The sequence below is a fragment of the Pannonibacter carbonis genome, from assembly GCF_003012935.1.
GTDB lineage: Bacteria > Pseudomonadota > Alphaproteobacteria > Rhizobiales > Stappiaceae > Pannonibacter > Pannonibacter carbonis.
Genome location: NZ_PUDR01000008.1, coordinates 202,887 through 221,494 on the forward strand (window position 1 = coordinate 202,887; position 18,608 = coordinate 221,494).

Annotated in this window: 20 protein-coding genes; 11 read left to right on the plus strand and 9 right to left on the minus strand. The window is 62.3% G+C overall.

The window, feature by feature from the left end; all coding sequences use genetic code 11:
• The first annotated feature begins 17 nt into the window (after window positions 1-17).
• Window positions 18-437 carry a metallopeptidase family protein gene (locus C8348_RS13115; protein WP_106753784.1) on the plus strand — a complete coding sequence of 140 codons (420 nt, stop codon included), beginning with the start codon at window positions 18-20 and terminating at the stop codon, window positions 435-437.
• A gap of 37 nt (window positions 438-474) precedes the next feature.
• Here the strand turns inward: C8348_RS13115 and ppa are convergent, their stop codons facing one another.
• Both ppa and C8348_RS13125 read right to left on the minus strand, forming a co-directional pair.
• Entirely contained in the window at window positions 475-1,014 is a 540-nt protein-coding gene (gene ppa / locus C8348_RS13120) for an inorganic diphosphatase (protein ID WP_106753785.1), read from the minus strand.
• Between the two features lie 137 nt (window positions 1,015-1,151).
• Window positions 1,152-1,670 (minus strand): GNAT family N-acetyltransferase, encoded by a 519-nt coding sequence (locus tag C8348_RS13125; RefSeq protein WP_106753786.1) that lies wholly within the window; start codon window positions 1,668-1,670, stop codon window positions 1,152-1,154.
• A 520-nt stretch (window positions 1,671-2,190) separates the two neighbouring features.
• Between C8348_RS13125 and C8348_RS13130 the strand changes: the two genes are divergently transcribed.
• Window positions 2,191-2,583 (plus strand): DUF2794 domain-containing protein, encoded by a 393-nt coding sequence (locus tag C8348_RS13130; RefSeq protein WP_106753787.1) that lies wholly within the window; start codon window positions 2,191-2,193, stop codon window positions 2,581-2,583.
• 76 nt (window positions 2,584-2,659) lie between these two features.
• Here C8348_RS13130 and C8348_RS13135 read toward each other — a convergent pair whose 3' ends face one another.
• From C8348_RS13135 to C8348_RS13145, 3 genes are all read right to left on the minus strand, one after another.
• Window positions 2,660-3,409, minus strand: a complete 750-nt coding sequence (locus tag C8348_RS13135) for a Bax inhibitor-1/YccA family protein (RefSeq protein WP_106753788.1) — start codon at window positions 3,407-3,409, stop codon at window positions 2,660-2,662.
• A gap of 143 nt (window positions 3,410-3,552) precedes the next feature.
• Window positions 3,553-6,129, minus strand: a complete 2,577-nt coding sequence (locus tag C8348_RS13140; protein ID WP_106753789.1) for an ABC transporter permease — start codon at window positions 6,127-6,129, stop codon at window positions 3,553-3,555.
• A complete protein-coding gene (locus C8348_RS13145) occupies window positions 6,126-6,839 on the minus strand; it encodes an ABC transporter ATP-binding protein (protein WP_106753849.1) in 714 nt (237 codons plus the stop codon). The genes C8348_RS13140 and C8348_RS13145 overlap by 4 nt, the downstream gene beginning before the upstream one ends.
• A gap of 80 nt (window positions 6,840-6,919) precedes the next feature.
• On the opposite strand from C8348_RS13145, the gene C8348_RS13150 reads away from it, so the two are divergent.
• The 4 genes from C8348_RS13150 (at window position 6,920) to C8348_RS13165 (ending at window position 10,003) form a co-directional block, all read left to right on the plus strand.
• Window positions 6,920-7,573, plus strand: coding sequence for an arylesterase (locus C8348_RS13150; protein ID WP_106753790.1), 654 nt, complete (start codon window positions 6,920-6,922; stop codon window positions 7,571-7,573).
• Between the two features lie 94 nt (window positions 7,574-7,667).
• Window positions 7,668-8,720 (plus strand): aldo/keto reductase, encoded by a 1,053-nt coding sequence (locus C8348_RS13155; protein ID WP_106753791.1) that lies wholly within the window; start codon window positions 7,668-7,670, stop codon window positions 8,718-8,720.
• Between the two features lie 246 nt (window positions 8,721-8,966).
• Window positions 8,967-9,503, plus strand: coding sequence for an RNA 2',3'-cyclic phosphodiesterase (thpR, locus tag C8348_RS13160; protein WP_106753792.1), 537 nt, complete (start codon window positions 8,967-8,969; stop codon window positions 9,501-9,503).
• Window positions 9,504-9,550: 47 nt separating this feature from the next.
• Entirely contained in the window at window positions 9,551-10,003 is a 453-nt protein-coding gene (locus tag C8348_RS13165) for a translation initiation factor IF-3 (RefSeq protein WP_106753793.1), read from the plus strand.
• Between the two features lie 7 nt (window positions 10,004-10,010).
• Here C8348_RS13165 and C8348_RS13170 read toward each other — a convergent pair whose 3' ends face one another.
• Entirely contained in the window at window positions 10,011-10,400 is a 390-nt protein-coding gene (locus tag C8348_RS13170) for a YkvA family protein (protein ID WP_106753794.1), read from the minus strand.
• Between the two features lie 94 nt (window positions 10,401-10,494).
• Window positions 10,495-11,073, minus strand: coding sequence for an NAD(P)H-dependent oxidoreductase (locus tag C8348_RS13175; protein ID WP_106753795.1), 579 nt, complete (start codon window positions 11,071-11,073; stop codon window positions 10,495-10,497).
• A 138-nt stretch (window positions 11,074-11,211) separates the two neighbouring features.
• On the opposite strand from C8348_RS13175, the gene C8348_RS13180 reads away from it, so the two are divergent.
• From C8348_RS13180 to C8348_RS13195, 4 genes are all read left to right on the plus strand, one after another.
• Entirely contained in the window at window positions 11,212-11,829 is a 618-nt protein-coding gene (locus C8348_RS13180) for a TetR/AcrR family transcriptional regulator (protein ID WP_106753796.1), read from the plus strand.
• A 145-nt stretch (window positions 11,830-11,974) separates the two neighbouring features.
• Entirely contained in the window at window positions 11,975-13,009 is a 1,035-nt protein-coding gene (locus C8348_RS13185; RefSeq protein WP_106753797.1) for a TRAP transporter substrate-binding protein, read from the plus strand.
• A 12-nt stretch (window positions 13,010-13,021) separates the two neighbouring features.
• The gene (locus tag C8348_RS13190; protein ID WP_106753798.1) at window positions 13,022-13,522 is read left to right on the plus strand and encodes a TRAP transporter small permease; all 501 of its coding nucleotides are present in this window, start codon (window positions 13,022-13,024) and stop codon (window positions 13,520-13,522) included.
• An 11-nt stretch (window positions 13,523-13,533) separates the two neighbouring features.
• Window positions 13,534-14,853 (plus strand): TRAP transporter large permease, encoded by a 1,320-nt coding sequence (locus C8348_RS13195; protein ID WP_106753799.1) that lies wholly within the window; start codon window positions 13,534-13,536, stop codon window positions 14,851-14,853.
• Between the two features lie 62 nt (window positions 14,854-14,915).
• Here C8348_RS13195 and C8348_RS13200 read toward each other — a convergent pair whose 3' ends face one another.
• Window positions 14,916-16,613: an acyl-CoA dehydrogenase family protein gene (locus tag C8348_RS13200; RefSeq protein WP_106753800.1), complete on the minus strand. Its 1,698-nt coding sequence runs from the start codon at window positions 16,611-16,613 to the stop codon at window positions 14,916-14,918.
• A 178-nt stretch (window positions 16,614-16,791) separates the two neighbouring features.
• Here C8348_RS13200 and C8348_RS13205 point away from each other — a divergent pair, with 178 nt between their 5' ends.
• A complete protein-coding gene (locus C8348_RS13205) occupies window positions 16,792-17,685 on the plus strand; it encodes a YihY/virulence factor BrkB family protein (RefSeq protein WP_106753850.1) in 894 nt (297 codons plus the stop codon).
• Here the strand turns inward: C8348_RS13205 and C8348_RS13210 are convergent.
• Window positions 17,639-18,538: a DMT family transporter gene (locus C8348_RS13210; protein WP_244294004.1), complete on the minus strand. Its 900-nt coding sequence runs from the start codon at window positions 18,536-18,538 to the stop codon at window positions 17,639-17,641. The two genes, C8348_RS13205 and C8348_RS13210, sit on opposite strands and share 47 nt — an antisense overlap.
• Window positions 18,539-18,608 lie beyond the last annotated feature (70 nt).

Below are 18,608 nucleotides of genomic sequence, written 5' to 3' on the forward strand. Positions count from 1 at the left end.
ACAGGTGACCTGAGACGTTGAGTGACAAAGTTTTCCTCTGGGCAGGGCTGAGTGCTCCGGACCTTGCCACGTTCGAGGCACTAGCTGCCGAGGCCTATGGCGGGCTGCCCGACGAGTTCCGCGCCCTGTGCCGTGACCTTGTCATCAGCATCGAGGATTTCCCGACGGACGAGATGCTGGACAGCGTCGAGCTAGAGGATCCGTTCGAATTGCTCGGCCTGTTCCAGGGCGCCGGCTTACCGGAAACTGGCGGTGCGTTCGTCACCGGCCAGGAACCAAACCGGATCTGGCTGTTTCGCCGTCCGATCCTCGACTACTGGGCCGACTATGAGGAAAGCCTCGGCGATGTGATTGCCCATGTGCTCGTGCACGAGATCGGCCATCACTTCGGCCTGTCCGACGAGGACATGGAAGCAATCGAGGCCGCAGCGGATTGACCGCGCGGCCTCGATGAAGTTCGAAAAGAGGAAGCGCTTACTTGGCTTCTTCGGCCTTGGCGCGCTCGATTGCCTCAACGATCATCTTGCGGGCGACTTCCGGGCCTTCGATGCCCGTCACCTTCACCCACTTGCCTGGCTCAAGGTCCTTGTAGTGCTCGAAGAAGTGCTTGATCTGGGCAATGGTGATGTCCGGCAGGTCGGCGACCGACTGTACCTTCTCATAGCGCTTGGTCAGCTTCGAGCTGGGCACGGCGATGATCTTTTCATCCATGCCGCCTTCGTCTTCCATCATCAGCACGCCGATCGGGCGGCAGCTCATGATCGCGCCCGGCACGATCGGACGCTGGTTGGCGACGATCACGTCGATCGGGTCGCCATCGCCGCACAGGGTGTGCGGAACGAAGCCGTAGTTCCCCGGGTATCGCATCGGGGTGTACAGGAACCGGTCGACATACATCGCGCCTGCGGCCTTATCCATCTCGTACTTGATCGGTTCGCCACCGACGGAGACTTCGATGATGACGTTGATTTCTTCCGGCGGGTTCTTGCCAATCGGCACGGCATCAATACGCATGGGATTGCTCCTTGAGTTGGTGCGCAGGTCTATTGCAGCCCGCGTTGCCGCGCGCAAGGGGCAAGTGCTGCGTTGCAACGAAAAGCCTAGGTGCCGGATGAGCAAAGAATGAAATCTGGAGTCGTCGAGCGGGTCGCTCAGCCCGGGCGGGCGGGCCAGCAGTAGATCAGAAGCTCGAGCTTGCGCCCACCGGTGCTGTGCCAGGTCCGGTTTGCCAGCTTGCCGCCCATGGCCCGGTAGAAGCCGCAGGCAGGCGTGTTTTCACCCAGAACCCTGACGGCCAGACCCGCCATGCGCTTGGCCTCGAGATTGGCTCTCGTGGCTTCGAACAACTGCCGGCCAAAGCCGAGACCCTGATAGTGGGGATGAAGATAGAGTTCATAGATCTCGCCAGCCGATGCCAGGCCGCGCATCCGGCAGGGGCCGGAGGTGGCATAACCCGCGACTTCACCGCTGACCTCCAGAAGGTCAATGCTGACACCCCTGGACAGGGCATCCGCCCACCAGCGCGGAGAGCGGTTGGTGACCAGTCGTTCGAGGTCCAGGCCGTCGAGAAGGCCGCGGTAAGCACCGCGCCAAGCGGCGGCATGAACGTCAGCAAGGGCTGCTGCATCCGTATGCCGGGCCGGACGAGTTTCGACGAGATGGGTTCTCATGGGGAGATGATACAGAACCGGCTGCAAGTCGCAAAAGGAACCTTGCGTCAGGGTGCTGCAGTCGGGTGTTTTTCCGTTGCGCGCAGGTGATCCGGCTTCGGGCAATGGCATGTCCCGGGCTCAAGTCTGCGGTTGCGACCGGTCTGCGAACATGAAAAGGGCCGGCGACAAGGCCGGCCCTTCAGGTGCCCCGCCCGCGCACGCGAGCACTTTTGTCCGGATTGGTCTGAGCCTCGGGGGGCTGGGGGGCTGATGCGTACCGAGGACCAATCCTGTCCGGACCGGACGGGGATGATGAAAATATGGAGAGCCAATTTGGCCGGTGCAGGGCTCAAATGAGGCAAAAGCAAGATTTTTGAGCTGGCGGATCGGTTTGACGGCTAGACTCAACGAGGGTTGCCAAGGTCTCGCTGAGCAGGGCATCATGACAGACACGTGACACGCGCCTTGCTGGCCCGAGAAGCCACTGCCAGGTCGTGGAGATCCCTACGGGCGACTGCGCTCGGCAGCAGGAGGCGTCATGAACGAGTGCGATACCGAAGCATCCGAACGCAGCGGCGAGCGGACCAGTGCCATCCCGCTCGCCGTGTCCCCGGCGCCCCCTGCACGCCCGATCGTGGCCTTCGACCGGCGTGAACTTGACCAGATCCTGCGGCTTTACGGGCGCATGGTGGCCGATGGCGAATGGCGTGACTATGCCATCGATCTGCTGAAGGACAAGGCCGTCTTTTCCGTCTTTCGCCGCTCCAGTGAAATGCCGTTATATCGCATCGAAAAGGATCCGAAACTGGCCCGGCGCCAGGGGGCCTACAGCGTGATTGCGTCCGGTGGAATGATCCTGAAGCGTGGCCATGAACTGGCTTCCGTGCTCAAGGTTCTGGACAAGAAACGCCTGCGGCTGGTGGACGCCTGAGGGTGGAGACTGTCATGCAATAAAAAGGCCCGGGCAGGTGCCCGGGCCTTTTCGCGTTTCTGTTTGATGCTGCTGCTTAGTCGCGGTTGCCGAACAGCTGCAGCAGCATGAGGAATAGGTTGATGAAGTCGAGGTACAGACGCAGGGCACCCATGATGGACTTCTTGGCAGCCACTTCGCTGTCATCGCCAGCGTAGTACATTTCCTTGATCTGCTGGGTGTCATAGGCCGTCAGGCCCGCGAAGACCAGCACGCCGATGACCGAGATCGCGAACTGCATGGCCGAGGAGGCCAGGAAGATGTTGACGATCGAAGCCAGCACGATGCCGATCAGGCCCATGAACAGGAACGAACCCCAGGCCGACAGGTCCTTCTTGGTGGTGTAGCCGAAGAGGCTGAGCGCACCGAAGGACACGGCTGTGATGAAGAACACCCGGGCGATGGAACCGCCGGTGTAGACCATGAAGATCGACGAGAGCGACACGCCCATGACGGCGGCATAGACCCAGAAGGTGATCTGCGCGGTGGCGGCGCTCATCGACTGGATGCGGAAGCTCAGGAACATCACCATGCCGAGCGGCGCCAGCATAACGAGCCACTTCAGCGGGCTGAGGTAGATCGCTTCACCGAGTGCGGTGAGCTGACCCGATGAGTCCACGGCGAAATTGGCAACGCCAAGGGCGAACAGGCCGGTGATGGCCAGGCCGATGGTCATGTAGTTGTATACGCCCAGCATGTAGGAGCGCAGGCCCTGGTCAATGCCGGCATCGGCGTAGCGGCCGGCGACCGCGTAGGGCGTCTGGTTGTTCCGGTCGAACGACGACATGTAACTTATCCCCTTTTGGCAACGTGGAGGCGGAGGCCTCCAAACTCGTTTGCCATGGAATATGGGAAAAATACGTTACCTGAACAAGACGGTCCTTCAGAAAAAACCATTACAGATTGTCCATGTGAGCCGATGCTCCGGGCTCAGAGGTTCCTGAGCACCGGGGCGGGCTTCTTGCCAAGCACCCGCCATGTACCGATCAGGCCAAATCCGACCGTCAGGATCAATGCCCCGAACACGGCTCCTGCGGCTGTGGCTGGCAGCAAGGTGAAACTGCCGCCCATGATCCCGGTAATGACATACCAGGCCGCAGCGGCCCCTGCGGCCAACGCGAACAGGGCGGTTGCAAGGCCGAGTATGGCGTATTCGAGCGCATAGGCGAAGATCAGTCTGGCCCGTGTGGCACCGAGCGTCTTCAGGATCACTGCGTCATAGATGCGGCTGCGGTTGCCGGCAGCCAGGGCACCGGCAAGGACGAGCACGCTTGCAATCAGCGTGATCGAGGAGGCGGAGCGGATCGCCAGTGCAAGCTGTTCGACAATCGAATTCACCTGCGACAGGGCGTCCTTCACCCGGATCGTAGTGACCGTTGGAAAGGCGGAAGACACTGATTTCAGCAGGGACAGTTCCCGTTCGGTGCTGACATCGGGATCCCAGGTGACGGTCATGAGATGCGCATGCGGCGCACCGGCGAAGGTGTTGGGTGAGAACACCATGACGAAATTGATCGCAAGGCTCTGCCACTCGACGGTGCGCGTGTTGGCCAGACGCGCGGTGATTTCACGCCCGAGGACGTTGACGCTGATGGGTTGGCCGATCTTGAGCCCCAGGCCCGCTGCCAGTTCGGCGTCGAAGGAGACGAGCGGTTCTCCGCTATAATCCGCGCTCCACCATTGCCCCTCCACGAGCTTGGAATTGGCGGGCAGGCTCGCCTCATAGGTGATGCCCCGGTCGCCGCGCAGCACCCAGGCGGCATCAGGCGTGGCCGTCACCTGATCGGAGGGCACACCGTTCACCTTGGTCAGGCGCCCGCGCAACATGGGAACGCTCTGGATCTTGCCATCCGCCGCTTCCTGCCGGAGCAGGGCCTCGAACGCATCCCGTTCGCCGCTCTGGATGTCGATGAAGAAGAAGCTCGGGGCCTTTTCGGCAAGCGTCGCGTTGAGTTCGCGGCGCAGGTTGCCGTCGATGAGCGCGAGGGCCACCAGCAGCGTCAGGCCGAGACCGAGCGACAGAACCACCGAGGGGGTCAACGCACCGGGACGATGGATGTTGGCGATGGCGAGCCGCAGGGCGGTGGAGCGGACCATCGGCGCACGGCGGGCCAGCATCATGATGCCACGCGCCACCGCAATCAAAAGAAGGAACGAGGCCGCCGACGAGCCGACGTAGACCAGCGCGATGCGCTTGTCATGGGCCAGGAGGATCGCGATTGCAGCAAGGCTCAGCGCGGCAATCGCGGTGGCCACCAGATAGCGGCGCCGCGGCTGGCTGCGCCTTGCATCCACCTGATCGCGAAACAGGGCCGTCGGAGGAATGTCGTGGGCGCGGCCCAAGGGCCAGAGGGCGAAAGCGAGGGCGGTCAGGAAACCATAAAGAAGACCAAGACCAAGCTCCACCGGATAGACCGACATGACCAGCTGGATCGGCAAAACGCCGGCAAGCGCAGCGCTGGCGACGAAGGGCAGGATCGCGCCGATCACAAGGCCGATACCGATGCCGATGGCGGCGATCAGCATCACCTGGATCAGGTAGATCGAGAACACCAGGTTGCCGGTTGCGCCGAGGCACTTGAAGCTGGCGATGACCTCGCGTTTTGTCTCGAGAAAGGCGCGGACCGCGTTGGCAACGCCAACGCCGCCGACGACCAGGGCAGTCAGGCCGACCAGGGACAGGAACTGCGAAAAGCGTTCGATGTTGCGTTGCAGGCCGGGCGCTGAATTGGCGCGGGACTGGATGCGCCAGCCGGCATCGGGGAATTTCGCCCTTGCCTCGCTCATTTGGGCGCGGGTGGCCTCATCGGACGTGCCGGGGGCAAGCCGGACACGGTAGGACCAGTTGACCAGGCTGCCAGGCTGCACCAGTCCGGTCGCGGGCAGGGCGCTGTCCGACAGCAGGAGGCGCGGGCCGAACTCGAGCCCCTCGGACAGCTTGTCCGGTTCAGAGGCGATGACACCGGTGACACGAACCATGCTGCGGCCAAGGGACAGGCTGCCACCGACTGCAATGCCGAGCCGGGCCAGCAGCGAGGCATCGGCCAGTGCGCCAGGCACACCATCAGGTCCGGCCGCCAGCTTCTCGGCCAGGGTCCCGCCGCCTTCTACGGCGAATGTTCCATAGAGCGGATAGGCGCCGTCCACGGCCTTCAGTTCAACAAGGGCCTGATCGCTGCCGTCCGGCTTGCGGGCCATGGCGCGCAGGGTGGCGACGCGAGAGGTCGGCCCGAGGCTTTCAATATAGGCGCGCTCAGTGGTGTCGGCCTCGCGATGGATCAGCCGGAACGCAATGTCGCCGCCCAGGATGGTCTGGCCTTCGCCCTCGATCCCGTCGGTCATGGCGCGGGATACAGAAGTGACACCCGAAATGGCGGCAACGCCAAGGGCGATGCAGGCGATGAAAATGTAGAAGCCCTTCAGGCCGCCGCGCAGCTCCCTGAGGGCAAAGCGCAGTGCCAGCCGCAGTCCGCCGGCCGGTTCCGGAGCAGGAACGAAGGCGCTCATGCCGGTTGCCTCGCGGGCTGGGGAGAGCCGGCCTGTTCGCTCTCGATCTCGCCGGAGCGGAGACGCACGACGCGGTCGCAGCGCTCAGCCAGGGCCGGGTCATGGGTCACGAGCACCAGCGTCGTGTTGTGCCGGGTTTTGGCAGCGAACATCAGGTCGATGATCTGGTCGCCGGTTGCAGCGTCCAGGTTTCCGGTTGGTTCATCGGCGATGAGGATGGCCGGCTCGACGACCAACGCGCGGGCGACGGCAACGCGCTGCTGCTCGCCGCCGGACATCTGTGCCGGATAATGGCCGAGGCGGTGACCAAGGCCGACGGCTTCGAGTTCGGCGCGGGCCTTGTCGAAGGCCTGCCGGTCGCCAGCCAGTTCCAGTGGTACGGCCACATTCTCCAGCGCCGTCATGTTCGGCACGAGGTGAAAGGACTGGAAGATGATGCCGACGTTGCGGCCACGGAAGCGGGCAAGCTGGTCCTCGCCCATCGGCGTCAGGTCGGTGCCCGCGACTTCAACAGTGCCCCGGTCCGCACGCTCCAGCCCGGCCATGACCATCAGCAATGTTGACTTGCCGGAGCCGGATGGGCCAACGAGGCCAACGGAAGATCCGGTCTGGATGTCGAGGCTGATGCCTTTCAGGATGTGGACCCGTCCGGCGCCCTCGCCAAGGGTCAGGTGAACGTCCTTGAGAGTGATGGCTGGTCCAGACGTCATGGTCATCCCTATATAGTGCATGTGCCGAGAGCATCGTGCGCCAGCATATGGGGCCAAATCAGGGAGCGATCCAGACCGCCATGCGTTTGTTCTTGTATCTGATTGTGACAGCCGTTGCGGCTTTCCTGCCGTCCGCAGCCTTTGCCCAAAGCAGCGCACCAGCCGCAGCAGGCGGCGAAGCCGTGGAAATCGTGGTGCTCGGCGACAGTCTTTCGGCTGGCTACCTGCTGCCGCCGAACGAAGCGTTTCCAAGCCAGCTGGAACAGGCCCTGCGGGAAAAGGGGCATAACATTTCCGTGATCAATGCCGGGGTGTCTGGTGATACGTCTTCTGGCGGGCTGTCCCGTCTCGACTGGTCCGTGCCGCCGACGGCGGATGCCGTGATTGTCGAACTGGGCGCAAATGATGCGCTGCGGGGCATTGATCCGGCCGCGACACGGGCCAATCTCGAGGCCATCGTGGCACGGTTGACGTCGCGCGGGGTCAAGGTTCTGGTCGCCGGCATGCTGGCGCCGCGCAATCTGGGGGAGGAATATGCCAGCAACTTTGACCCGATTTTTCCCGAGATCGCCGCTGCGCATGATGCGCTGCTCTATCCGTTTTTCCTCGACGGGGTCGCAATGGACCCGAAACTCAATCTTGCTGACGGCATGCATCCAACCGGCGAGGGGGTTTCGGTGATCGTCGCCCGTATGCTACCGCTTGTCGAGGAGCTGATCGCGCGGACCCGGTAGGCCGCCGATCTGACTCTCCTTCCTTTCCCGCACGGGCATGGTCCGACAGACCGGATCCGCCTGCCTTCTTGTCAGACCTGATCAGGACACACCGATGGACCTTCGCCGTCTCGGCCGCACGGATGTTGCGGTCAGCAAAATCTGCCTTGGAACCATGACCTTCGGCGAGCAGAACACCGAGGCGGAAGGTCATGCCCAGCTTGATCGCGCCTTTGCTGCCGGCGTGAATTTCCTCGATGCAGCCGAACTCTACCCGATCCCGCCACGTCCGGAGACGCAAGGGCGCACCGAACGCATCATCGGCACCTGGTTGAAGGCCCGGGGCCTGCGCGACAAGGTGATCGTTGCGACCAAGGTGGTGGGTCGTTCCGAGATGACGCATTTCCGCAAGGATGGTGCGGAAGGCCGCCTGACCGCGGCCCAGATCAACGAGGCGGTTGATCGCAGCCTGATCAACCTGCAGACCGACTACATCGACCTTTACCAGGTGCATTGGCCCGACCGGAACGTGTCCGGGTTCGGCTCCAATCCGACCCGCTGGGCTGATCCGGAACCGGTTGCCGATGAGACGCCGATCGAGGAGACGCTTGAGGCGCTGACGGCGCTGGTGAAGGCGGGCAAGGTGCGTCACCTTGGCCTGTCGAACGAGAGCCCCTGGGGGACGATGTCCTACGTGAAGGCGGCGGAGATGCGCGGGTTGGAACGGGTGGTGTCGATCCAGAACGCCTACAATCTGGTCAACCGTACCTTTGAGAGCGGACTGGCAGAGGTCGCCTTGCGCGAGGACGTTGGTCTTCTGGCCTATTCCGCATTGGGGCAGGGTTATCTGACCGGCAAGTACCGCGATGGTGCCCTGCCGGCAGGATCCCGCAAGGCCTTGTTCAACCGGCTGCAGCGGTATGAGAAGCCGGGCGGTGAAGCGGCGATCAATGCCTATGTCGATCTCGCCCGGGACGCCGGCCTTGATCCCTCCCAGATGGCGATTGCCTTTGCCCTGTCGCGCAGCTTCGTGACCAGCGTCATCATCGGCGCGACCAGCATGGCACAGCTGGACGTGGCGCTTGGGGCGGCGGACCTGGAGCTGTCCGCAGACGTCCTGGCGCGGATCGACGAGTTGCACCAGTTGCACGGCAATCCCTGTCCGTAAGCCGAGGCGCGAACCGGCAGCTCTCGTCCCGTCCGGAGGGGCGGGGGCTCCGTCCTGTTGCGGCCCGATTTGGTGCCTGACGGCAAAAGCCGAATCAATCTGGCACCGTTCCGGCCCTTCTTTTTGGGGTTTGCAGGGCGCATGTGATGAAAATCGGCGTGATTTCAAAATCTTGCGATTTTTCTTGCGCACTGCGGCAAGATGCGGACTGAATGATCCCGTCAGCGACAGCGGAGGATCCGCCCGATGCCGCGCTTGTTTACGGGTCTTGAACTTCCTGCCCAGACAGGGCTGCACCTGTCCATGCTCCGTGGTGGCCTCAAAGGCAGCCGCTGGATCGATCCTGAAAACTATCACATTACCCTGCGTTTCATTGGCGACATCGACGACCGCACGGCGGACGAGGTGGCTGATGCGTTGTCGCGTGTGCGCCGCGATCCGGTGGAGATCCGGCTGTGCGGACTCGGGTCCTTCGGCAACGGCAAGCCGCATGCCGTCTGGGCGAGGGTTCAGCCGACGCCGCAACTGGCCGAGTTGCAGGCCGAGCAGGAACGCATCCTGCAGCGGCTTGGGCTTGCGCCGGAGCGGCGCAAATATATGCCTCACGTTACGATTGCCCGCTGCAAGACCGCCAGCAATGAGGATGTGGCGCGCTGGCTGATGGAGCGGGGAGACTTCCAGGCGCCAGCCTTCAAAGCTGGGCGGTTCGTGCTGTTTTCGTCACGTGCGAGTATTGGCGGCGGCCCTTACCTGGTCGAGGAGGCCTTTCCGCTCGCGGCCTGACCGGCTATCCATCTGCCATCAATGCAACGTTGACAGGGTGTGATGCGATGGTGAGCGGTTCGGGGTTTGCCCTGCAGGCGGTGCGGATTGTGCTCGGCTTTATTCTCGCCCTCGTCGGGGCAGGCGTGTTCCTGGTCTTCGGCTTCTTCCAGGCCCTGACCGCAGACAGTGAGCCGGGTGTGGCGGTTGCCGTGATTGCGGCAGGCCTTGTTTCTTCGGCGTTGATTGGAGCGCTGGCGTTTGTTCCCGCCTGTTTTGCCATCGTTCTGGCGGAAAGCTTTCGCTGGCGCAGCGCCGTCTATCACATCGCCATTGGCGGGCTGATTGCCTTTGTGATCTGGGGGTTTGGCGAGACCAGCGCCGGGAACGCGGGCGACAATGCGGCTCTGCGTCCCGGCACGACCATTGCTCTTGCCGCCGGTTTCGTCGCCGGTGCGATCTACTGGCTGGTTGCAGGACGCCTGTCGGGGACCTGGCATCGCCCGGAGCAGGGTGCCTGACGACCAGTCAGAGCGTCTGCTTGTCCTTCAGCGCTGCCTTTGCAGCTTCCCGGTGTTCGGGCCGCATATGCGTGCCGACCATGGCCAGGGCGCCGAGCAGGATCGTTGCATCATCCCCGAAGCCGATGCCGACGATGAAATCGGGCACCATGTCAAAAGGCAGGACGAAATAGGCGAGTGCCGCCAGGACCGTTGCACGCACCTTGACCGGTGTTGCCGGGTCCATCGCGCAATAATAGCCGGCGATGACATCCTCGACGAAAGGCACCTGACGCGCGGCCCGCCTCGCTGTCGCCAGCAGGCGCTGACGCAGGCTGCGGATCTTCTGCTCCTCGCTGCCAAGCTCCGGACCAAGGATTTCCGGGTCGAAGCCCATATCATTCACGCCTGCGGTCATGACGGTTCCTCCTGGTTTTGCCCGGTTCGGCAATCCTGCCGTCCGGCGTCTTGATGCGGCATATGGGAGGTCCGACCTGGCTTCGCAACGGACCTCAGATTTTCCCGCCGAGCTTGCGCGCCTTGTCCAGCCAGCTTTGCCGCTTTTCGGGTGATGAGCCGCGCAAGGGCGCGAATGTATGAAAGCGGACCGGTTTGAAGCCGCAGAATCCAAGGATCTGGCTTTTCATGGCCCGGTATCCACCCGCGCGCAGCACAAGATACAGCCACCAGACCGGCGTGTCAGCGGCCACCAACACCTCGGCGCTGCGGTCCTTCAGCAGTTGGGCCGGGAAAGGGCTGTTGTCCTGATATTTGAACGCAAAGCCTGGCAGCAGCGTGCGGTCGAAGAGGCCCTTTAACTTGGCCGGCATGCTTCCCCACCATAGCGGATGGGCGATGACAAAATGATTGCACCAGGTCAGCGCGTCCTGGAAGGAAACCAGATCCGGTTCAAGCGGCTGGATGCGGTTGTAGCCTTCAGCAAGGTTGGGATCGAACTGCATGGCGCCAAGGTTCAGGACGCGGATCTCATGCCCGTTTGCTCTGGCCCCGTCGGCATAGGCCTCGGCAAGAGCGGCGGAGAAGCTGCTGGTTCCGGGATGGCCGCTCAATATGACGATCCGCTTGCTCATTGTTCATCTCCAGTTTGCGCGGACGGGTCGGGTCCGGGACGAGGATGGCATTTATTGACCGTGGTCAAGGTTGTTAGATGATATTCTGACCGTGGTCAATAACTAGAGGCGTGGGGTGAGCATCCCCGTGGAGAACGAATGGCGGGGAAGCCGCAGCAACGGACACTGGCGACGCGCCGCCGGATTCTCGAGGCCGCCAGCCGCCTGATCGTCGAGCAAGGGTTTGATGCAACCAGCGTCGATGTGATCGCAAGCGAGGCCGGTGTCGCCAAGGCAACCGTCTTTGCGCATTTCGCGGACAAGGCCAGCCTGTTGATCGCGTTGCACCTGGAGCAGCTGGAAAACCTGAGCACGGCGATGGAGGCGGAGGTTGAGGCACTGGCGCAAGACCCGGCCAGGAAATCAGCCAGCATTGAAATGGCGCGGTTACTGGCGCCCTGGCTCGCGCTTTACCGGGAGAATCCGGAGTTTGCGCGGTTGTTCCTGGTCCAGTCGACGTTAAAGGACGGGCCCTACACCCGGCAGTTCCTCGATGCCTGTTTCGGTATGGAGGCAAAGGTGATGCGTGGGCTTTCAATTCTTTCGGAGCGGAATGCTCTCAGGTCTGCAGCTGATATTGCTGTTCTGACCCAAGGTGTCCTTGCCTTCTATTATCATGTCAGTGTTGGGTATAATCTTTATCACGTCTCTACAGCGGCAGAGCAGGCGGCCTTGATGCAGGGATTACTTCAGGCCCTGCTTGAGCGACATACTTGAGGTTTCTCTTGAACGCCTGAATGCTTTGCATCTTTTCAGTGCGACAGTATCTCTGGCCGAATAGCCGATCAGCGACACCTTGACGCGCGCCGTCTTTCCTGAAAGGTTACAGACGCAACGAATTTGCGCCTGGGAGGGAATTCACATGCGACTGAAGGCGAACACCCTGCGTGCGGGATTGATTTCCGCTGTTCTGACGATGGCGTTCAGCATGACCGCCGCGCATGCGGAAACGGAACTTGTTCTGTCGTCCTGGCTGCCGCCGAAACATCCGCTGGTCGAGAATGCGATCAAGCCCTGGGCCGCTGAGGTGGAACAGGCGACCGAAGGCCGGGTGAAGATCCGCGTCCTTGCAAAGCCGCTCGGAGCGCCGCCGGCGCATTTCGACATGGCCAAGGATGGCGTGGCCGATATCACCTATGGCCTGCATTCCTTCACCAATGACGACCGCTTCCTGCGCTCGCGCGTCGGCCAGTTCTCGTTCCTTGGCAATGATGCCGTGACGGTTTCGAGGGCCTATTGGGAAGTCTATACCGGCGATCTGGATGCGGCCTCAGAACACAAGGGCACCAAGCTGCTCTCGGTGTTTGCACATGGTCCGGGCATGATCCACAACAACAAGATCAAGATCGAGAAGCCTGAGGACTTCAAGGGGCTCAAGCTGCGCACGCCAGGTGGTTATATCGCCGATCTGATGCAGGACGTGGGCGTGACCACCCAATTCATGGGCCCGGGTGAAGTCTATGAAAAGCTGTCACGCGGCGTCATCGACGGCGTGACTTTCCCGATGGAAGCGCTGCAGGCCTTCAAGCTGTCCGATCATCTGTCCTACACGATGGCAGTTCCTGGCGGGATCTATAACACCTCATGGTTCCTGGTGATGAACGAAGCCAAGTGGAACAGCCTGAGTGATGCGGATCGTGCGGCCATCGAGATCATCTCAGGTCCTGCTTTTGCCGAGCGGGCCGGCAAGGTCTGGGATGAAGCGGATGCCGGTGGGGCCGATCTGCTGGCTTCCAGCAAGATCGAGCTGCATTCGGCCAACGCGGCTGTCATGGATGCCATCAAGGCAAGTGCCGCCAAGTATGAGGCCGCCTGGGCGGCGCAGGTCAGCGCGCAGGGCCTTGACGGCAAGGCTGCGCTTGAGAAGATGCGCCAGATCTCTGGCGTCACCTACTAAGCCCTGCACCCCATGGCTCACCAACCTTCTGCGGTCCGGCGTTCGCGCCGGACCTTTTCCGCCATCCTCGAACTCGTGCTGACCGGGGCTGCCGGTGCAATGCTGCTTGCGCTGACGCTGGTCACCTGCATCGACGTGGTGGCGCGCTACTGGTTCAATCGGCCTCTCGCCGGTGCCTATGAACTGACGGAAGTTCTCTTGTCTGCGCTGATCTTTGTTGCGCTCCCGGTAACCACTGCGCGGCGCGAGCATGTCGATGTGGACCTTGTCGAGATGTTCGCGAGCAAGTCCGTGCGGGCGGTCATGCAGCGTCTTGCGGATCTCGTCTGCGGTCTCGTACTCGGGCTGTTTGCCTGGCGCGTGCTGGTGCATGCCGTGAACCTGCAAACCGACGGGGCGGTCACGGATTCCTTGTCCCTGCCGCTGGCACCGCTCGGGTATCTGGCGGCTGCCGCCTGCGCCTTGAGCAGCCTCATCTGCCTGTTGCGCCTGCGCCTGCCCTATCAATCCTGACGGACATTGCCATGACAGCCTCCCTCATCGGCTTTGCCGTTCTGCTTGCTCTCATCTTCCTGCGCGTTCCCGTCGCCTTTGCCATGGCGCTGGTTGGAATGGCGGGCTTTGCAGTGATGCGCGGCTTCGACGCCTCCATGTCGATGACCGGTACGCTGGTTTTCGATACCGGGCTTGCCTATTCCTTGTCGGTGGTGCCGCTGTTCATCTTCATGGGCAATGTGCTGGCGCGGTCTGGTGTCAGTCACGGGCTGTTCGCGGCAGCCAACCTTGCCACCGGACGGATGCGGGGCGGACTGGCGATGGCCTCGATCATGGCTTACGGCGGCTTTTCGGCCGTCTGCGGCTCGTCGCTTGCCACAGCCGCCACCATGTCCAAGGTGGCGATGCCCTCGATGCGCCAGTATGGTTATGCGGACAGCCTGGCAGCCGGATCCATTGCCGCCGGCGGTACGCTCGGCATTCTCATCCCGCCGAGTGTGATTCTGATTATTTATGGTTTGCTCACGGAATCCGATATCGGCAAGCTGTTCATTGCCGGGGTTGTTCCGGGCGTGATGGGCCTTGTGTTCTATCTGCTCGCTGTTCAACTGGCGGTCTGGGTCAAGCCGGAACTTGCGCCGTCAGGCTCCAAGCCAGTGCCGCTGACGCGCCGGGATGCACTTGGTGTTGCGGCCTTGCTTCTGCTGTTTGCCATCATCATGGGCGGCATCTACGGCGGGTTCTTCACGCCGACCGAAGCTGCCGGCATCGGAGCAGGGGCGGCGATCCCGCTGTCGGCGCTGTTCGGGAACCTGACAGGCAAGGCACTGCTTGAAGCCATTGGTGAAAGCATCCGGGCGACGGCCATGATCTTCGCTCTGATCATCGGGGCAGAGATTTTCACCAATTTCATCAGCTTTGCCGGTCTGCCCGATGCACTTGCGGAGTTCGTCTCGGGGCTCGACGTCAGCCCCTGGGTCGTTATCCTGGCGATCATCGCGATCTATCTCCTGCTCGGCTGCGTGCTGGAGAGCCTGTCGATGGTGCTGCTCACTGTCCCGGTCTTCTATCCGATGGTTGCCGGCCTCGACTTCGGGCCCGGGCTCCTGTCTGACCCGGAACTGGTGTTGATCTGGTTCGCCATCGTGGTGGTGGTTGTCACGGAGATCAGCCTGATCACGCCGCCGGTCGGACTGAATGTGTTTGTCCTGCGTAGCGTGCTTGAGGATGTGTCGCTGCAGACGATCTTCAAAGGTGTTACCCCGTTCTGGATCATGGACATCCTGCGTCTGGCGCTGCTGACCGGCGTGCCGATGATTTCGCTCTGGCTGGTGATGGCGATGAATTGAAAAAGCCGCCGCTGGGGGTCCAGCGGCGGCCTGAGTTGCGCCTTGGCGCGGGTTAAATCGCCTCAGTCGAGGGCGCGGGTTTCGAGCAGGCGGCGGGCGATGACCTGGGCCTGGATTTCCGCTGCCCCCTCGAAGATGTTCAGGATACGGGCATCGCACAGCACGCGGCTGATCTGGTACTCCAGCGCAAAGCCGTTGCCGCCGTGGATCTGCAGCGCATTGTCTGCGGCCGCCCAGGCGACGCGGGCGCCGAGGAGCTTCGCCATGCCGGCTTCGAGATCACAGCGCCGGCCAGAGTCCTTTTCCCAGGCGGAGAAGTAAGTCAGCTGGCGGGCAATCATCAGCTCGGCCGTGATCAGCGCCAGCTTGTCCGAGACGCGCGGGAAATTGATCAGGGCCTTGCCGAACTGGATACGTTCCTCGGCATAGCGCAGGCCAAGATCAAGGGCGGCCTGCGCGACACCCAAGGCGCGCGCCGCTGTCTGGATGCGGGCACCCTCGAAGGTCTGCATCAGCTGCTTGAAGCCCTGGCCGGTTTCGCCGCCAAGCAGGTTTTCCGCCTTCACCTCGAAGCCGTCGAAGGCGATCTCGTATTCCTTCATGCCGCGATAGCCGAGCACCTCGATCTCGCCGCCGGACATGCCTTCGGCCTGGAACGGGTCCTCGTCGGTGCCCCGCGGCTTCTCCGCGATGAACATCGACAGGCCCTTGTAGCCTGCCTCGTCCGGGTTGGTGCGGGCCAGCAGGGTCATGATATCTGCGCGCACAGGATGGGTGATCCAGGTCTTGTTGCCGGAGACCTTCCAGACGTCGCCGTCAAGCACTGCGCGGGTGCGCAGGGAGGCGAGGTCCGATCCGGTGTTGGGTTCAGTGAAGACGGCCGTCGGCAGGATCTCGCCGGAGGCGATCAGCGGCAGCCACTTCTGCTTCTGCTCTTCCGTGCCGCCGCACAGGATCAGTTCACCGGCAATTTCGGAGCGGGTGCCCAGCGAACCGACGCCAATGTAGGCGCGCGACAGCTCTTCCGAGACAACGCACATGCTTTCCTTGCCAAGTCCAAGCCCGCCGTATTCCTCCGGGATCGTCAGGCCGAAGACGCCGAGTTCGGCCATCTGGCTGATCACGTCCAGTGGGATATAGTCGTTCTTCAGATGCCATTCATGGGCGAAAGGCGTCACCTTGTCTTCGGCGAAGCGGCGCATTTCGCCGCGAATCTGTTCCAGCGTCTCGTCGAGGCCACAGTCGCCGAAGGTCGAGCGGCCGGCCTGTAGCCGGATCAGTTCGGCAAGGCGGGCACGAAGGGCTGGCGTGTTGCCATCCGCGATCAGCAGGTCAACGGCAGGGACGCGGGCCAAGGCGATGTCCTGGGGCGTCAGGCCGAGGTCGGCAAGGCGGACGAATTCGCCCTGGTTCATCGGGATGCCGCCAAGGATCTGGGCGAGATACTCGGCAAAGCCGAGACGAACGATCAGCTCCTCGATCTCCCCGTAGCGGCCTTCGGCGGAGAGGCGCGCGGCGTAGGCATCCAGTTGCCGCAAGGCCTCGCCATAGGTCGCAAACCATGCAAGCCCATGTGTTGCGCGTTGCTCGGTGTCCATGAGCTCGGACGAGATCCTGCCCTCAAGGCTCACCTTGCCCCGGACATTGCGGATGGCGGTGTCGACCAGGGCACTGATCGCGTTGACCGCATCCCGGGTCAGGTCGGTGAGATTCTCCGTGGCGCTGGCCTTGGCCCCGGCGAGGTTCAGGGCTGTCGTCATGGGTTTTCCCTTTGCATTTGTTGTTTGCTGCGTCGCAATCCGGCAAGCATGTTGCGTTGCACCTTACGCTTTGTCGAGAGGAGTGGATGTAAGTCTTTTGGCTGACGGTCTGATGGGCTGGCGGCTGCCGAGTGAAAGGGTTGACGTGTTCAGGGCTTCGGGCGACACCGGAGGCATGATGGCGAAACCGATCTCTCACGGCCTCTTGCGCGAGACATTTCGCGTCCTTGCGGATGCGTTCGGGCATTTCAGCACGGATGACGGCTGGGCCATGGCAAGCCATGTCGCCCTTTCGACGCTGCTTGCGTTGTTTCCCTTTCTGATCTTCATTGCTGCGCTGGCTGGTTTTCTCGGCTTCGGCGAGGCCGCGACAGAGGTGTCAAAGCTCATCTTTGATGCCTGGCCGGACGCTGTGGCAGCTCCGGTGGCGCGCGAGATCAACAAGGTTCTGACGGTTCCGCGTGGAGATCTTCTGACCTTCGGCGTGATCGCGGCCCTGTGGTTTGCCTCCAATGGCGTCAGTGCGGTGCGGGTCGCACTCAACCGCGCCTACCGGATCGTGGAGACCCGGAACTTTCTGCTGCTGCGGTTGCAGGCGCTGGTCGTCGTGGTGCTCGGATCTGTGGCCCTGATCGCCTTCACGGTGTTGATCGTTCTCGCGCCGCTGGTGATTGCCGCGACCTTGCGATTCGCTCCGGCCCTTGCCCCCTGGTTCGATGGGCTGCATATCGCGCGCTACGTTGTGGCCGGGCTGTTGAGCGTTGTCGGGCTCCTGGTCGTGCATCTCGTCCTGCCGGCGGGACGAAGGCGGCTGGTCGATATCCTGCCCGGGGTCCTGCTGACCCTCGTCTTGTGGATCGGGTCGGGCGCGGTCTTTGGTTATTACCTGGCCAGCTACGCCAATTATGTCTCGACCTATGCCGGATTGGCGGGCGTCATGACTGCGCTCGTGTTCCTGTATATCGTCGCCCTTGCCCTGCTGGCGGGCGGCGAACTCAATGCGTCACTTCTGCGGGCGCGCCGGATCAGGCAGCGTCGACGGGTGGAACAGCAGACTGTTTCCGACGAATGAGCAGGATTGCCGCCACCACCAGTCCCATGCCTGCAATCTGGATCAGCGCAAGCGTCTCACCGAACAGGAAGTAGCTTTCGATTGTAGTGGCCACAGGCACGAGATAGAAAAGCGATGCGACTTCCGCTACGGCGCCCGCACGGATCAGATACATCAGCAGCAGAATCGCACCAATGGAGAGCACCAGCACCAACCAGGCCATCGCGAAGATGAACTGCGGGCTCCATTCGACTTGCCAGCTTTCGCCAAGTGTCAAGGGCAGCGAGATAATCAGCGCACCGACATACTGCCACACAGTGGCGGTGACGTGGTCAGTCACCGGGACAAACCGCTTCTGATAGACGGTGCCGAGGCTCATGGCGAGGACGGCTGCCACCAGCGCCGAAACGGTTGCGATGGTCACGCCTGAACCGTCGAGGCCAAGTTTCGGACCGAGAATCAGGATCAGCCCGACAGAGCCGACGGCCATGCCGGCCCAGTGACGCGGACCAATGCGCTCCTTCAGCAACCATCCGGCGGCAAGCGCTGTCAGAACAGGCTGCAATCCGACCATCAGGGCACTGGCACCTGCCGGCATGCCGCGGTCGATCGCCCAGAACACACCGCCGAGATAAATCCCGTGAACGAGCATGCCAGTGACGATGCAATGTCCGATGGCCAGCGGGTTGCCGGGCCAACGCGATCGGCCAGCCACTGCAATGAGAAGCAGGAAAGGCAGTACGGCGATGTATCTCAAAGATAAAAAGACAAAGGGATCAGCGTAGGGTGCGCCGAGTTTTGAACCAATGAAGCCAGTCGACCACAGGAGGACAAACAAGCCAGGGGCAATAGCTGCAAGAATTGGCTTTCGCACGGACGCATTCCGCTCGGTCTTGCCTGAGTTCAATCCAAACTGACTAGAATTTGGGCGGTTCAGGACTTGA

Excerpts from the sequence above, each read along its gene's own strand:
- C8348_RS13175 (WP_106753795.1), bottom strand. The coding sequence starts at position 11,073 with ATGAGCAAGCGGATCGTCATATTGAGCGGCCATCCCGGAACCAGCAGC.
- C8348_RS13195 (WP_106753799.1), top strand. The coding sequence starts at position 13,534 with ATGACAGCCTCCCTCATCGGCTTTGCCGTTCTGCTTGCTCTCATCTTC.
- ppa (WP_106753785.1), bottom strand. The coding sequence starts at position 1,014 with ATGCGTATTGATGCCGTGCCGATTGGCAAGAACCCGCCGGAAGAAATC.
- C8348_RS13130 (WP_106753787.1), top strand. The coding sequence starts at position 2,191 with ATGAACGAGTGCGATACCGAAGCATCCGAACGCAGCGGCGAGCGGACC.
- C8348_RS13140 (WP_106753789.1), bottom strand. The coding sequence starts at position 6,129 with ATGAGCGCCTTCGTTCCTGCTCCGGAACCGGCCGGCGGACTGCGGCTG.
- C8348_RS13200 (WP_106753800.1), bottom strand. The coding sequence starts at position 16,613 with ATGACGACAGCCCTGAACCTCGCCGGGGCCAAGGCCAGCGCCACGGAG.
- C8348_RS13205 (WP_106753850.1), top strand. The coding sequence starts at position 16,792 with ATGGCGAAACCGATCTCTCACGGCCTCTTGCGCGAGACATTTCGCGTC.
- C8348_RS13185 (WP_106753797.1), top strand. The coding sequence starts at position 11,975 with ATGCGACTGAAGGCGAACACCCTGCGTGCGGGATTGATTTCCGCTGTT.
- C8348_RS13150 (WP_106753790.1), top strand. The coding sequence starts at position 6,920 with ATGCGTTTGTTCTTGTATCTGATTGTGACAGCCGTTGCGGCTTTCCTG.
- C8348_RS13155 (WP_106753791.1), top strand. The coding sequence starts at position 7,668 with ATGGACCTTCGCCGTCTCGGCCGCACGGATGTTGCGGTCAGCAAAATC.
- thpR (WP_106753792.1), top strand. The coding sequence starts at position 8,967 with ATGCCGCGCTTGTTTACGGGTCTTGAACTTCCTGCCCAGACAGGGCTG.
- C8348_RS13165 (WP_106753793.1), top strand. The coding sequence starts at position 9,551 with ATGGTGAGCGGTTCGGGGTTTGCCCTGCAGGCGGTGCGGATTGTGCTC.
- C8348_RS13135 (WP_106753788.1), bottom strand. The coding sequence starts at position 3,409 with ATGTCGTCGTTCGACCGGAACAACCAGACGCCCTACGCGGTCGCCGGC.
- C8348_RS13180 (WP_106753796.1), top strand. The coding sequence starts at position 11,212 with ATGGCGGGGAAGCCGCAGCAACGGACACTGGCGACGCGCCGCCGGATT.
- C8348_RS13170 (WP_106753794.1), bottom strand. The coding sequence starts at position 10,400 with ATGACCGCAGGCGTGAATGATATGGGCTTCGACCCGGAAATCCTTGGT.
- C8348_RS13125 (WP_106753786.1), bottom strand. The coding sequence starts at position 1,670 with ATGAGAACCCATCTCGTCGAAACTCGTCCGGCCCGGCATACGGATGCA.
- C8348_RS13145 (WP_106753849.1), bottom strand. The coding sequence starts at position 6,839 with ATGACGTCTGGACCAGCCATCACTCTCAAGGACGTTCACCTGACCCTT.
- C8348_RS13190 (WP_106753798.1), top strand. The coding sequence starts at position 13,022 with ATGGCTCACCAACCTTCTGCGGTCCGGCGTTCGCGCCGGACCTTTTCC.